The following is a 13,705-nucleotide window of genomic DNA, read 5'->3' on the forward strand; positions in this document are numbered from 1 at the left end:
CTGCTTTCGGCCGAGTAAAACGCGCCTTTGGTCGTAAAAAGGGTGCACGCAGAAACACAAACGCCCCGACACCGCCTTGCGGCGAGTGTCGGGGCGTCGATTGGCAGACTTCAGCTACGGCAGTCTTCGATCAGGCCTTTGACCAGGCCAATCATCAGCAACAGCATCAGCGCCATGAACGGCAGCCCCATGGCGACCGCGCCGGCCTGAATGCCCTTGAGTGCGGTATCACCGCCAATCACGAACAGCGTGACGGTCACCAGCGCGATCATCACCAGCCACAGCACACGTTGCCCCGGCTGGGTGTCAGGGTCGCCACCAGCCGACAGGTTGTCGATCACCAGCGCACCGGAGTCCACCGACGTCACCATGAAGAACACCAACAAGGCGACCACCAGCAGCGAACCGATACCGGCCAACGGCAGCATTTCCAGGAACTGGAAGATAGCCATGTTGACGTCACTGAGGCCAGCCGCCAGAGCACCGCTGCCGTCGATAACCTGGGCGATAGCGCCGCCACCGAAGGCAGAGAACCACAGCAGAGTGACCACCGTCGGCGCCAGCATCACCATGCCCACCATCTGGCGCAGGGTGCGGCCCTTGGAAACGCGTGCGACGAAGATGCCCACCAGCGGGCCCCAGGTGCACCACCAGGCCCAATAGAACACCGTCCAGCCCTGGAACCAGTCCTGATCAGGACGATCGATCCAGTTGCTCAGCGGCAGGAACATCTGACCGTAGTCGACCGCTGCGCTCAGAGTGTTGGAGAAGAACGCCATGCCCCCAATACCCACCGCGACCAGCAGAAACAGCACCAACGCCAGCAGCATGTTGATGTTGCTCAGGACCTTGACCCCGGCATCCAGCCCCCGCCACAGCGAGAACGCGGCCAGGCCGGTAACCGCGACGATGAACAGCAGCTGAAAGGCGAAGGTGTTCGGGGTACCCAGTACGTGGGCAATACCGGCCGTGGCCTGCATGGCGCCCAGACCGAGGGAAGTGGCCAGGCCGAAGATGCTCAGCACCACGGTGAACACATCGACTATCTGTCCCGGCAAGCCACGATGCCCACGCCCCAACAGCGGCTGCAGACCGGAACTGAGCGACAGTGGCAGGCCCTTGTTATAGGAGAAGTACCCCACCACCAGAGCGCTGGTCAGATAGATCGCCCAGGGGTGAAAACCCCAGTGATACAGCGTTGCGCCCATCGCCGCATGAGCGGCCTCCGGGGTGCTGGCTGCCACGTTCAGCGGTGTTTTCCACCAGGCGGTGTATTGCGCCACCGGTTCGGCGACGCCCCAGTACAGCAGGCCGACGCCCATGCCGGCGGCGAACATCATGGAGAACCACGACAGGGTGCTGAATTCGGGTTTGGCATCGCGACCACCGAGACGCACCTTACCCAGCGGCGACAGCGCCAGGCCGGCGCAGAACAGCACCGCCAGATTGCCCATGATGATGATGAACCAGTCGAAGTTCTTCAGGATCCAGCCCTTGATGCCTTCCAGCGTCTCGCCGAAGACCACGGGATTGCTCAGTGCCAGGAGAACCAGCAAAAGGATGATGGAGAAGGAAACGGGGAATATGACGCGATGGAAGTTCAAGCCGAGCACTCGAATATTGAAGTCTCGACCGACTATGTCTTCCGCAACCATAGGCTTCATGCACGCACCTCGATTTTGTTCTTGTAATAGTTTTCTCCGCATCCGGACTGAGCCCTGCAGGTGCAGTGAGCGGCTCGGTAATCGCTGCGGATGATCAATAGTCGAACAGGCGCGAATCCATCGACAAACCATTTAATCTGCGCGACTTATGACTTTTAATCATCAATCCATGCGACAGATCAGGGCACCTCGCAAAAGCCTCAAAGCTATATTTCACGGGCGCTGGCGAGCCATCAGGCAGGTGTCTTCCTGCCCGGTGTTCTGGCTGAGCTTTGCGCATCCATTCGCAGGTAGGTATGGATCGTTCAGAGCCTCTGGCTGGGTGCCTCCTCGACTCGCTCCTCCACGCTGACCGCTGGCTCGATAACCGCAGCCAGGGTCGTGCAGGCAAGGGCATTGGGTGTGGCCTGATGCTGCAGCGGCGCATCGTCCTGCAGGTGCTCACCGGTCACGCGTCCTTGCCCCACAGCGACCGCCAATACCGCCGCGCTGATGGCAAAGAACAGATAGAGGCTGGAGGGGCCGAAATGCCCCATCAGCGCACCGGCCAGCAGCGGGCCGATGCAGGCGCCCACACCGAAGGTGGCTAGCAACAAGCCCGCCAGTGACACGCGCAGACGCGGCTCCATGTTGTCGTTGGCCAGGGCCACGCCGAGCGGGTACAGGCAGAACTGCAGAAAGCCGATACACGCGCTGAACAGCAGCAGCACGCCGAACGACAGGCCCTGATAGAACGCCAGCGGCAGGCAGGTCAGGATCAGCAACGCCGCCACACCGCGAATAAGGCTGGCGCGTGGCAGACGATCCGACAGCCAACCCAGTGGCAGTTGCGCAAGCAACCCCGCGGCAATCGCCAGAGCCATGAACTGACCTACTTCCACCGTGCTCAGGCCCTGTCGGCTGGCATAGATCGACGACAAGCCATAGAAACCACCGTTGATCATCCCCGAGATCAGCACGGTAAACAGCGACTGCGGTACACGCTGCAAGAACAGACGCAGATCGATCGGCTCAGAGCCCGGTATGCTCGGATGAGTACTGCGAGTCAGCGCCACCGGCACCTGGCTCAGGGCGAAAGCGATGACCACGCCGAGTAACGCATGCAGGCCGAGATTGCCGTCGATGCTCAGCGCCAGTTGACCGAGCATCATGCCGACGTAGGCCGCGACCATGTAGATGCCCAGCACCCTGCCGCGCTGATCGCTTTGCGCGCAGTCGTTGAGCCAGCTTTCCACCACCATCAGCTGGCACATCATCGCCACGCCAACGACAAAGCGCAGCAACAACCAGAGCGGCAATGCCTCACTGAAGGCATGCGTCAGTACCGCCGCGCAGATGATGCCGGAACAGGCCACGTAGGTACGTATGTGACCGACACGGCCGATCAGCACCTGACCAACCTTGCCGCCGACCACCATGCCCAGAGCATTGGCAGCCATCAGCGCACCGCCCCAGAACTCGGCGACGCCACCGGCAGTCAGGCGCAGCGCCAGATAAGTCATCAGCAGGGTCGAGCCGAGCTGCATCAGTAAACTGGCCAGATACAGTGCAGCGAACGCCTGGGTCAATCCGAGCAATTGCTCACCCCTTTCTCACGGAAAACCACCACGCCTGAGCCGGGCGCGCAGCAAAGCTGGAGCATCGTCAACCCTCTCGCTGCTAGGCCAGACCATGCCGTTGTTTCCAGTCACCCGGATGGACCACGTAACCGAACAGCGCATGCCCGCCGTAAACCAGCTCGGTGCCTTCGGGAATCCACAGCAATTGCCCCGGTTTGACGCGATACAACTCGCCGTTGGCCTTGAGTTCGAAGCAGCCCTCGATGACGAAGATCACCTCGTCATACAACAGGGTCCAGGCCACCTCGGCGCCCTCCCAGCGGGCGAAGCCGATGCCGATGTTCGGCGAAATCTCGTTGCTGATCGCCCGCGCCACGAAGGCAGCTCCGGGCGGTCCACCGCGCGGAATGAACTCCAGATCATGGTGATCGACCAACAGCACCGGACCTTTCCCGGAAACGACCTGAGTCATAGCTCGCTCCGACTGTTCCAGGCCGCCAGACGAATGCGCGAGCGCACGCCCAGGCCGAGAAATGGCTCCGGCGGATTGAGCGACGGCATGCCGGTGACGGCCTGGATATCGCGCAACTGCGCCGAGTCGCTGCCGACCGCCATTTCCGCCAGCAGCGTGCCGGAGATGGTGCCCCAGGCCGCGCCGACGCCGTTGTCGCAGGCCGAGGCGAACACACCCGACTCCAGCTCGCCGAAGAAGTTGGTGAAGTTGCGCGAGATCGCGTAAACACCGCCCCAGGTGTGACTGAACGGCACATCGGCCAGTTGCGGGAAGCGCGCCAGAAAGGCCTTGCGATGGTCGTCGCGCACCGATTCGCGCATGGCGTCGCTGGTGCTCTTGCCGTATTTCGGCACGTGCTTGTAGGTGTTACGGATGATCAGGCGACGATCCTGGGTCATGCGCACCGTGGTGCCGGCGTGATCGGCCGGGGTCAGGCCCCAGTCGAGCTGACCACCGAAGGCCGCCAGCTCGGCATCGCTTAGCGGACGCGTCCAGCTGGCGAAGGTCATCACCGGCAGCAGGCGGTTGCGCAGGTAGCCGAACTCCTGGGTGAAGATGCTGGTGCCGAGCAGCAGTTGCTCGGTACGAATCGTGCCCTGGCTACCCTGCAGCAGCCAGCCGCCCTGCCCGTCGCGTTGCAGACCGGTGATGGGCGACTCTTCCAGCAGCTCGACGTTGTCAGGTAGCGAACGTGCCAGCCCGGTGACCAACGCCGCGGGCTGCATCAAGTAGCAACCCGGGGTGAAGATTGCGCGGCTGTAATAGGTATTGCCCAGCACCTGCGCCAGCTCGTCGCGTTCGACCAGGCGAAAGGGTTCGCCGAGGTTCGTCAGCAACGTTTCGAAGTGCTGCAGATACGCCAGGCCACGCTGGCCCACGGCGCCCTGATACTTGCCGGCGTGGGACCACTGACAGTCGATCCCGTGGCGTTCGATCAACCCCTGTAGCTGGGCGATGGCGGCGCGGTTGAGCGACAGCAGGCGCTGCTTGTGCGCCGGGTCGGGATGCTCCAGGGCGAACTTGTGCGGCAGGTCGATGACGAAACCGGAGTTACGCCCGGAAGCGCCCTGGCCGACACGCTGAGCATCGACCAGGATGATGCGTTTGTCCGGCAGCAGTTCGCCGAGGCGGCGTGCAGCGGCCAAGCCGGCGAAACCAGCGCCGATCACCGCGTAATCGGCACATTGCTCACCCAGCAGGCGTTTGCACGCGGGCTGTTGCCCCAACGCGGCGTACCAGCCGCAACTGCTGTCATCATGGGGCAGATTGATTTGCTTGCTCATGCGCGTGCCCTCAGGCCACTGATCGTTGTGCGTTCTGGCAGCTTTGCAGCCAGCTGTTGCGTTGGGTCTGCGCCTGTCGTCCGAGCAGGACGAAGCCGCAGGCCAGCCCCTGGGCATCGTAGAAACCCGCGCTCAGGCCATCGTCGTTCGCTGTGCAGCGCCACTCTCCGGCGGTGCCTGGCGCCGGCGCCAGCAGGCACAGCGGCGCGGCCGGGGTTTTCACCGTCACCGGCATCAGCGGATAGCTCACCGCCGTCGGCTGGCCGAGCAAGGTCTTGCTCAGCGCGGCGATGCCCTGATTGATCGGGGCCAGATACGGCAGCAGCTGCCCGCCGACCTCGATGCAATCGCCCAGGGCGTAGATGCCCGGCTGCGAGCTCTGCAACTGAGCATCGACCTGTATCCCACGGCCCACGGCCAGCCCAGCGCCTTTGGCCAGGCCCAGATTGGGCTGCAGGCCGACAGCCGAGAGCACCAGATCGGCCTCCAGGCTGTCGCCATTGGCCAGGGTCAGCCGGTAACCCTGCTCCAGCGCATCGACGCGGCGCACGGTGTTCTGCAGATGCCAACTGACGCCGAGCGCCGCCAACGCGTCTTGCAGGTGCTGCCCGACTTCAGCCGGCAGCAGGCGCTCCATCGGCCACTTGCCGAGACCGATGACGCTGACCTGAAAACCGCTGGCCGCCAAGTCGTTGGCGAATTCACAGCCGATCAGGCCATCGCCGAGAATCGCCACACGCCGCACGCCAACCAGGCGCTCGCGGAAGCTGCGGTAGTCATGCAGGTTATTGACGCTGATCAGCGCCTCGCTGACCCCTTCGATGGGCAACCGAATCGGCGCGGCGCCGCTGGCCAGTACCAATTGGCCGTATTCCATCTCACCGATATTGGTGTGCAGGCGCCGCGCCGTGGTGTCGATGTGCTGCACCGTGCAATGCGGGTAGACGCGAATCTTCAGGCGCTTCTCGATGGCCAGCGCCGACTCACCGGCCAGCGCGTCGGCACTCTTGCCCTGAGCCAGGCCGATGGACAGCGCCGGCTTGGAGTACAGGTGCCCGGACTCCTGGGTCAGCACACGTATTTCTACCTCGGCATCGGCGCGGCGCAGGGCCTGGGCCAGGCCATAACCAGCATAACCGCTGCCGATGATGACGATGGGCTGGCGCACGTCGGCCGCTATGGCTTGCAACGGTTGCGGTGGCACCGGCAACGGCGTGCTGAGCGGCGCTGCGGCGGCAGCGACGACCGGGCTGATGTCGAGCATCTCGAAATCTTCCTTGCCGACTTTGCACTCCGGGCACTTCCAGTCCGCCGGTACGTCTTCCCAACGGGTGCCGGCGACAATGCCGTCGTCCGGCCAGCCCAGGGCCTCGTCATAGATGAGGCCGCAGACCACACACAACCAGGTCTTGAACATGGCGCTCACTCCCCCGCCACGCGAATGGCGACGTTCTTGGTGCGTACGTAGCTGTACAGCGCTTCCTGGCCCTTCTCACGGCCGAAGCCGGACAGGCCAACACCGCCGAACGGCGTTTCGATGCCACCGGCATACCACTCGTTGACGAATACCTGGCCAGCGCGCAGGCGCCGCACGCAGCGCATGGCGCGGCTGATGTCCTGGGTGAAGACGCCGGCGACCAGGCCGAAATCGGTGCCATTGGCAATCTCGATGGCCTGCTCTTCGCTGTCGAAGGGGATGATCGCCAGCACCGGGCCGAACACCTCTTCCTGGGCGATGCACATGTCCGCGCGCACGTCACGAAACACTGTCGGGCGCATGAAGTGCCCGGCCAGTTCGCTATGAGCCTCGCCACCGGTGGCCAGTACCGCGCCTTCATCGACTGCGCGCCGACACAGGGTTTCGATTCCAGCAAGTTGAGCGGCACTGACCACCGGGGTGAGGTCCGGGTTGTCCTGGCCGAGGCCGACGCTGAGCCCTTCGGCCAGCTCGACCACCGCCTGGACGATGTCTTCGTAGATCTCGCGCTGCACCAGCAGGCGCGACATGGCCGAGCAGACCTGCCCGGCATTGAAGAAAATGCCGTTCTTGACGCTGGCCAGCAGTTGCTTGCGGTCGACGTCGGCGAAGGCGATGGCGGCCGATTTGCCGCCCAGTTCCATGACGCTGGGAATGGCGTTGGCCGCTGCATCACGGAGGATCGACTGGCCGGTAGGCACCGAGCCGGTGAAGACGATCTGGTCGACCTTGGCGCTGCTCACCAGATGCGCTCCGACCTCGCGACCGCGGCCGCAGATCAGGTTGATCGCACCCTGCGGCAAGCCAGCCTTGACGATGGCGCGCACCAGCACGCACATGCCCAGCGGCGACAGCTCCGGCGACTTGATCACCACCGCGTTGCCGGCAGCCAGCGCCGGCGCCAGAGAACGAGCGCAGATGGACACCGGGAAATTCCACGGCACGATCTGCGCCGACACGCCCATGGGGTCGTAGACGGTGAAATCCATGTAGCCGTTACCCAGCGGGATCGAGGTGCCCTCGATCTTGTCCGCCATACCGGCGTAGTACTCGAAGTAGCGCGCGGCTTCGATGAACTCATCGCGGGCATCGTTGAGGCTCTTGCCATTCTCCTGGCACAGAACCCAGGCACCCTCGTCCGCCACCGCGCGGATTTCCTCGGCGATACGCAGCAACCAGCTGACCCGTTGCGCCGGGCGGGCGCGGGTCAGCTCACCACTGTCGGCGCAGCGACGCGCCGCCAGCAGCGCGCGCTCGGCGTCTTCGACGGTGGCCTGGGCAATGGTTGCCAGCGGCTCGGCGGTACCGGGGTTGTTCACGCTCAGGTGCTGGGCGCTGTCGACCCAAGCACCATCGATGTAATTGAGCCAGTGAGAGGCGATCGGATACATGACGGCCTCCTCAGGCGTTCTGCGCGATAGTCAGCAACTTGCGCGCGGCCCACTGGTGGAAGTAGTGCGTTGGGATGTCCATTTCCGGGGAGAACGCGCCGCCGCCATAACCCGGCGAATGACGGCCCTTCTGCATGCCTTCGACCGAGGCGATGTCCTCGGCGAACACCACTTTCCACGACTCCAGAATGGCGTTGCGGCAGGCGGCGTACTCGTCGCTCAGCGCCTCGTCACCGACATAGAACAGGCGCAGGTGCTCGATGGTACGGCCCGGTGCGACCGGTTCCAGCTGCATGGCGAAGGCGTGGTCGGCCTGGATGCCCAGCAGCACGTTGGGGAAGAAAGCCACATACTCGGCGTTGCGCAGGCGGTCCTGCGGCCAGCTTGGGAACTGCGGCAAGTGGGTGCCGGCAACGTCGGAGAGGTTGTAGGCGTAGCTGCCCTGGCCGGCGAACTGCTCGTCGAAGAGGATGTGGTAGTGATCTTCCAGGCGCGAGTAGGTGTTCAGGCTCGGGTGCACCCACGGCAGGTGGTACGCCTCGCAGTAGTTCTCCACGGCCAGCTTCCAGTTGCAGGCGATGTCGAGGGTGGTTGAGTCCATGTTGGCGCGGCGGCGCATCAGGTCCATGCCATCATCACCGAGGAACTGGCTCCAGCGCGCGGTCAGCGGCGCCAGCATCTCTTCCAGCGGCTGCGCGTCGCCGGACAGGTTGACGAATACCATGTCCATCCAGATGGCGCTGCGGATGGCCTTGAGGCCGTGCTTCTCGCAGGCGAAACGCTCGTCCTTGTGCTTGTCGATGCCGCCCACGTGCGGCGTGCCCTTGAGGCCGCCGTTAAGATCGTAGGTCCAGGAGTGGTACGGGCAGCGAATCACGCCCTGCACGGTGCCGGCCTCTTCCACCAGCTTCATGCCACGGTGGCTGCAAACGTTGTGGAACACCTGCACCAGGCCTTCGCGGTTACGCATCAGCAGCAGCGGCAGGCCCATGAAGTCGACCGGTTTTACCGAGCCGTTCTGGTTCAGGTCGCTGGCGAAACCGACACAGGCCCAGGTCTTACCCATGACCTGGTCGCGCTCGAGCTCGAACAGCTTCTGGTCGGTATAGAACTCGTTGGACAGGCCGGTGGCTTGGTGGATGGGCGCGAGTACGGTTTCCAGTTGGTGCACTGGGATTTGCTGAGAAGTGGCTTGAGTCATTGTTGTTATCCCCTGCAAGGCGCGGTGGTGGTGATCGGCAGTCGCTACGGCGCTGCTCGTTGGTCACCAGTGTCGAAAAGCAGGGGATTGTTCGACAAACGATTTTTTGCACTGACATTTATGATAAAAAATCATAAATATTGGGAGGAATGGGTTAGTAAAGCCAGTGATTACGCGGGTTGATGCATGTCGTTAACTCATCGACTCATGACGAGAAATGGTTTGTCCGGCATTGCCGCCGGTGCCATCTTGCCGCCACTGCGCAACGCTCTGCAGGCACTTGCCAACCCGGCAAGCGCTGCCTGCTGCGCAGCGGTTCCACGCCAACAGCCGCGAAACCGCCTTCCTCACTGATCGCCCACGCTACGGGCGACGTACGAGCTGCCTCAGGCCAAAAGCCTGCGGCAGCCTCGTTTCAACCCGCCTGAAGCTCATCACCGGACTCGCTGGTGACCTGCTCCATCAACCAGTTGCGAAAGCGCTGCACGCTCTGCCGACTGCTGCGCCCGACGGGCTCGAGCAAGCAGAACTGCGCATCGGTATGCAGCGTGACATCGATGGGTCGCACCAACGCGCCGGTCTGCAGGTGGTTGTCGACCAGGTTCGACCAGGCCAGCGCAATGCCCTGCCCGCTCAGCGCCGACTGGATCAGCATCGAATAGCTGTTGATGTTGATTCGGTGCCGCGGCTCGCGCGCCTTGTGGCCCAGACGCTGGAACCACTCCGGCCAGCTGATCCAGTCACGCTGTGGGTCTTCCAGCCACAGCCAGGTGCCGGTGGCCAGCTGCGTCGGGTCGTAGAAATCCGGGTGCTTGGCCAGGTAGCCAGGGCTGCACACGGGGAACACTTCTTCAGCGAACAGCGGCGTCACCTGCATGTTCTTCGGCGGCGTGCGGCAGTAGTACAACGCCAGATCGCAGTCCAGGCGGGAGAAATCCTTGACGTGGTCATAGGCGATGATGCGCAGGTCCACTTCTTCATTGTCTCGCTGGAACTCGGCGACCCGCGGCAACAGCCAGAGCGAGGCCATGGCGGTACTGGTGACCACCGTGACCTGCTGCGCGCCGCGCCAGTGACGGATCTCGCCGGTGGCATGGGCCAACTGCAGCAGGGACTCACGCACCGTGTCGTAGTAGTGGCTGCCGGTCGGGCTGAGATTGATCTCGCGGGTGGTGCGCTCGAACAGGGTCTTGCCGAGGTAATCCTCGAGCAGACGAACCTGCCGGCTGATCGCACCCTGGGTGACGTTCAGTTCCTTGGCCGCGAGGGTAAAACTCAGGTTTCGCGCGGCTGACTCGAACGCCACCAGGCTGTTGAGTGGGGGCAGAGGTTGAATCTTCATGCAGGCAATTCACGCAGGCATTGTTGTTATTTGGCCGCTGTCTGGAGAGCGACTCGACCTAAAGCATGCAGCTTGTAGCGTTAAACCGATACGCGTCGCGAGAGAAAAGTCACAGCTCTGGTAGACTTGCACGCCGCTGCCAGCAGTTGCGCCACTGCGCGACGGATACCAGTAGAACAGCGCCGCGCCAGAGTTTCTTGCCTGAAAACCCCGTCAACACGTCAGAACGCGTCATCCCACATGTCTTTAGAAAATGTTGTAGCCACGCCGTCCGCCCTGTCCCGCCGCTTCTCCGTGGCCCCGATGATGGATTGGACTGACCGTCACTGCCGGTTCTTTCTCCGTCAGCTGTCGCGTCATGCCCTGCTCTACACCGAGATGGTCACCACCGGCGCGCTGATCCATGGCGACCGCGAGCGTTTCCTGCGTTACAGCGAGTGCGAACACCCGATCGCCCTGCAGTTGGGCGGCAGCAACCCGCAGGACCTGGCGACCTGCGCGAAGATGGCCGAAGAACATGGCTATGACGAAGTGAACCTGAACGTCGGCTGCCCCAGCGACCGCGTGCAGAACAACATGATCGGCGCCTGCCTGATGGGCCACCCGGCGCTGGTCGCCGACTGCGTAAAGGCCATGCAGGACGCCGTGAGCATCCCGGTGACGGTCAAGCACCGCATCGGCATAAATGGCCGTGACAGCTACGCCGAGCTGTGCGATTTCGTCGGCCAGGTGCGCGATGCCGGCTGCCGCAGCTTCACTGTGCATGCGCGCATCGCCATCCTCGAAGGCCTGTCGCCGAAGGAAAACCGTGAGATTCCGCCGCTGCGCTACGACATCGCAGCGCAGCTCAAGCAGGACTTCCCAGATCTGGAGATCATCCTCAACGGCGGCATCAAGACCCTCGAGGAATGCGAGCAACATCTGCAGACCTTCGATGGCGTGATGCTCGGCCGCGAGGCCTATCACAACCCCTATCTGCTGGCGCAGGTGGACAGCCGCCTGTTCGGCGCCGCAGACACGGGCATTTCCCGCATGGATGCCCTGCTCGCACTCAAACCCTACGTCGAGCAACACCTGCGCGAGGGCGGCACCCTGCATCATGTCAGCCGTCACGTACTGGGCCTGGCCCAAGGCTTCCCCGGTGCACGGCGTTTCCGCCAGCTGCTGTCGGTGGACATTCACAAGGTGCAAGACCCGCTGGCGCTGCTCGACCAGGCAGCCGAACTGCTACGCGGTCATTGATCTGGCGCGCTCAGGCGATAGCGGCTACGCCCGGTCGTCTGCACCAGGCCATTCTCCTCCATACGGCGCAGCACCTGGCGCACGCTGACCAGCGACAGCGGTTCGCCGGCCTCATTCAATTGCTGGTGGAGTGCGCGCGCAGATATCCCCTGCTCGTCATTGGCGCTGCACAGCGCCTCCACCACCTTGAGCCGGGGCATACTGAAGCGCAGCCCGGCGGCCTGCAACCACTCACGGCACTGGCGCGTGTCCAGACCAGCGGAAACTGAACGAGAAAGCTGGGTTTGGGTCGACATGCTCGGGCTCCTTGGCAGCTCGTCTACAGTCGGACTCCACCGACTTCGGCACGTTCTTACGTACCGTCATAGATAAAGACGAATGAGCCGGCAAAAAGCGCAGCCCGAAAAGGTAAATATTGTCAGTGACCCGACCGTTGAGCGCCCGCTGCGCCTCGGGTAAGGTCATGCCATCTGCAACGACAAGGCCTCGTCATGACCTCCAAGCTGGAACAACTCAAGCAGTTCACTACCGTAGTCGCCGACACCGGTGACCTCGATGCCATCGCCCGCCTGCAACCGGTGGATGCCACCACCAACCCCTCGCTGCTGCTCAAGGCGGCTGCCCTGCCTCGTTATGCCGACCTGCTGAATCAGGCCATGAGTGCTGGCAAGGGTGACCTGGGGCTGGCCTGCGATCATTTCGCGGTGGCCGTCGGCCAGGAGATCCTCAAGGTCATCCCGGGCCGCATTTCCACCGAAGTCGATGCGCGCCTGTCGTTCGACACCGACGCGACCCTGCGCCGCGCCGAGCGCCTGATCGGCCTTTACGAAAAAGCGGGCATTGGCCGCGAGCGCGTACTGATCAAGATAGCTTCGACCTGGGAGGGCATCCGCGCGGCCGAGCAGCTGGAAAAAGCCGGCGTGCAGACCAACCTGACCCTGCTGTTCGCCTTCGCCCAGGCACAGGCCTGCGCCGATGCCGGCATATTCCTCATCTCGCCGTTCGTGGGGCGCATCTACGATTGGTACAAGAAGGCCGAGGGCCGTGATTTCGTAGGCAACGATGATCCTGGCGTGCAGTCGGTCAAACGCATCTACAACTACTACAAGGCCAACGGCTACGACACCGTGGTGATGGGAGCAAGCTTCCGCAACCTTGGTCAGATCGAAGCGTTGGCCGGTTGCGACCGCCTGACCATCAGCCCCGACCTGCTGCAGAAACTGGCTGAGGGCGATGGCCAACTGAGTCGCCAGCTCGCCCCTGGTGCTACCGGCGAACCTCGCCAGAGCCTCGATGAAGGCGGCTTCCGCTGGGCGCTGAACGAAGACGCCATGGCTACCGAGAAGCTGGCCGAAGGCATCCGCCTGTTCGCCCGCGATCAGGAAAAACTCGAAGCCCTGCTGGCCGCCAAGGCCTGAATGACAAAGGGGCGTCAGCCAAGCTGACGCCCCTTTGTCATTGCGAGTTCGAAGGTGCGGTGCGCCGTGCGCACCACCAACTTTCTCGGCAGATATCGGTGCGCGCCGCGCACCCTACGGAAACAATCGATCAGTGCCGCTCGAGCGCGCTAACCAGATCGTGAAAGGCTTCGCGATTGGAGTCGTTCAGCCCCATCAGGATGCGGTGCGCTTCCAGCACCTTGGCCTTCACCACCTCTTCGGACTGATCCTGCGAAGGCAGATCATCCAGGCAATCCGGGCAGGGAATCGGCCGGTCGACGATGTTGAACACCTGGTCGAAGCCCATTGACTCCAGCAGGCGCGTGATGTCGTCGTGAGTGGTGACAACGGTCGGCAACAGACCAACCTTCTGCCGCGACAGAATGGACAATTTCGCCAGCAAACCGAGAGTCGTACTGTCGATACTGCGAGTTTCGGTCAAGTCGATGACGATGGCCGAAAAATTCAACGCGGTGAAAATCTTTTCAATCGTGGCATCCAGTGCTGAACACAACGTCAGACGGACTTCACCGACAAACTTCAGGACGAAGGTTCCGTCCTGCTCGGCGAATTGGATGCGACCGGGGCTTATC

The 13,705-nt window shown here is 63.0% G+C and carries 12 protein-coding genes and 1 pseudogene; 2 read left to right on the forward strand and 11 right to left on the reverse strand.

Annotated elements, in window-relative coordinates; genetic code table 11:
* Window positions 1-110 precede the first annotated feature (110 nt).
* The 9 genes and pseudogenes from RTH74_RS20895 to RTH74_RS20935 all read right to left on the reverse strand — a co-directional run bounded on the left by RTH74_RS20895 (window position 111) and on the right by RTH74_RS20935 (window position 10,431).
* Complete coding sequence (locus RTH74_RS20895) at window positions 111-1,664, reverse strand: BCCT family transporter (protein ID WP_316915929.1); 1,554 nt, start codon at window positions 1,662-1,664, stop codon at window positions 111-113.
* A gap of 305 nt (window positions 1,665-1,969) precedes the next feature.
* The gene (locus tag RTH74_RS20900; RefSeq protein WP_177432912.1) at window positions 1,970-3,241 is read right to left on the reverse strand and encodes an MFS transporter; all 1,272 of its coding nucleotides are present in this window, start codon (window positions 3,239-3,241) and stop codon (window positions 1,970-1,972) included.
* A gap of 82 nt (window positions 3,242-3,323) precedes the next feature.
* Window positions 3,324-3,695: an ethanolamine utilization protein EutQ gene (locus RTH74_RS20905; protein ID WP_074941209.1), complete on the reverse strand. Its 372-nt coding sequence runs from the start codon at window positions 3,693-3,695 to the stop codon at window positions 3,324-3,326.
* Entirely contained in the window at window positions 3,692-5,020 is a 1,329-nt protein-coding gene (locus RTH74_RS20910; protein WP_316915930.1) for an FAD-dependent oxidoreductase, read from the reverse strand. The genes RTH74_RS20905 and RTH74_RS20910 overlap by 4 nt, the downstream gene beginning before the upstream one ends.
* A gap of 10 nt (window positions 5,021-5,030) precedes the next feature.
* On the reverse strand, window positions 5,031-6,284 hold the full coding sequence (locus RTH74_RS20915; RefSeq protein ID WP_316916068.1) for an FAD-dependent oxidoreductase: 1,254 nt from the start codon (window positions 6,282-6,284) through the stop codon (window positions 5,031-5,033).
* Window positions 6,273-6,437, reverse strand: a pseudogene (locus RTH74_RS20920) (rubredoxin); the annotation flags it as partial. The gene RTH74_RS20915 and the pseudogene RTH74_RS20920, both read right to left, overlap by 12 nt.
* A gap of 5 nt (window positions 6,438-6,442) precedes the next feature.
* The gene (locus RTH74_RS20925) at window positions 6,443-7,888 is read right to left on the reverse strand and encodes an aldehyde dehydrogenase family protein (RefSeq protein WP_316915931.1); all 1,446 of its coding nucleotides are present in this window, start codon (window positions 7,886-7,888) and stop codon (window positions 6,443-6,445) included.
* Between the two features lie 10 nt (window positions 7,889-7,898).
* Window positions 7,899-9,089 carry an aromatic ring-hydroxylating dioxygenase subunit alpha gene (locus RTH74_RS20930; RefSeq protein ID WP_316915932.1) on the reverse strand — a complete coding sequence of 397 codons (1,191 nt, stop codon included), beginning with the start codon at window positions 9,087-9,089 and terminating at the stop codon, window positions 7,899-7,901.
* A gap of 415 nt (window positions 9,090-9,504) precedes the next feature.
* Window positions 9,505-10,431, reverse strand: coding sequence for a LysR substrate-binding domain-containing protein (locus tag RTH74_RS20935; protein WP_316915933.1), 927 nt, complete (start codon window positions 10,429-10,431; stop codon window positions 9,505-9,507).
* A gap of 240 nt (window positions 10,432-10,671) precedes the next feature.
* Here RTH74_RS20935 and dusA point away from each other — a divergent pair, with 240 nt between their 5' ends.
* Complete coding sequence (gene dusA, locus RTH74_RS20940; RefSeq protein WP_279921170.1) at window positions 10,672-11,673, forward strand: tRNA dihydrouridine(20/20a) synthase DusA; 1,002 nt, start codon at window positions 10,672-10,674, stop codon at window positions 11,671-11,673.
* Here the strand turns inward: dusA and RTH74_RS20945 are convergent.
* Window positions 11,667-11,969 (reverse strand): winged-helix domain-containing protein, encoded by a 303-nt coding sequence (locus RTH74_RS20945; protein ID WP_021490573.1) that lies wholly within the window; start codon window positions 11,967-11,969, stop codon window positions 11,667-11,669. The two genes, dusA and RTH74_RS20945, sit on opposite strands and share 7 nt — an antisense overlap.
* A gap of 195 nt (window positions 11,970-12,164) precedes the next feature.
* On the opposite strand from RTH74_RS20945, the gene tal reads away from it, so the two are divergent.
* Window positions 12,165-13,091, forward strand: coding sequence for a transaldolase (gene tal, locus RTH74_RS20950; RefSeq protein ID WP_021490574.1), 927 nt, complete (start codon window positions 12,165-12,167; stop codon window positions 13,089-13,091).
* Window positions 13,092-13,221: 130 nt separating this feature from the next.
* Here the strand turns inward: tal and rssC are convergent, their stop codons facing one another.
* Window positions 13,222-13,704, reverse strand: coding sequence for an anti-sigma factor antagonist RssC (rssC, locus tag RTH74_RS20955; protein ID WP_026088796.1), 483 nt, complete (start codon window positions 13,702-13,704; stop codon window positions 13,222-13,224).
* Window position 13,705: the final 1 nt, after the last annotated feature.

The sequence above is a fragment of the Pseudomonas sp. zfem001 genome, from assembly GCF_032621725.1.
GTDB classification, from domain to species: domain Bacteria; phylum Pseudomonadota; class Gammaproteobacteria; order Pseudomonadales; family Pseudomonadaceae; genus Aquipseudomonas; species Aquipseudomonas sediminis.

Bases quoted from the DNA above. Each gene is read 5' to 3' on its own strand.
- RTH74_RS20895 (WP_316915929.1), bottom strand. From the start codon at position 1,664: ATGAAGCCTATGGTTGCGGAAGACATAGTCGGTCGAGACTTCAATATT.
- RTH74_RS20905 (WP_074941209.1), bottom strand. From the start codon at position 3,695: ATGACTCAGGTCGTTTCCGGGAAAGGTCCGGTGCTGTTGGTCGATCAC.
- RTH74_RS20910 (WP_316915930.1), bottom strand. From the start codon at position 5,020: ATGAGCAAGCAAATCAATCTGCCCCATGATGACAGCAGTTGCGGCTGG.
- RTH74_RS20915 (WP_316916068.1), bottom strand. From the start codon at position 6,284: ATGCTCGACATCAGCCCGGTCGTCGCTGCCGCCGCAGCGCCGCTCAGC.
- RTH74_RS20925 (WP_316915931.1), bottom strand. From the start codon at position 7,888: ATGTATCCGATCGCCTCTCACTGGCTCAATTACATCGATGGTGCTTGG.
- RTH74_RS20930 (WP_316915932.1), bottom strand. From the start codon at position 9,089: ATGACTCAAGCCACTTCTCAGCAAATCCCAGTGCACCAACTGGAAACC.
- RTH74_RS20935 (WP_316915933.1), bottom strand. From the start codon at position 10,431: ATGAAGATTCAACCTCTGCCCCCACTCAACAGCCTGGTGGCGTTCGAG.
- dusA (WP_279921170.1), top strand. From the start codon at position 10,672: ATGTCTTTAGAAAATGTTGTAGCCACGCCGTCCGCCCTGTCCCGCCGC.
- RTH74_RS20945 (WP_021490573.1), bottom strand. From the start codon at position 11,969: ATGTCGACCCAAACCCAGCTTTCTCGTTCAGTTTCCGCTGGTCTGGAC.
- tal (WP_021490574.1), top strand. From the start codon at position 12,165: ATGACCTCCAAGCTGGAACAACTCAAGCAGTTCACTACCGTAGTCGCC.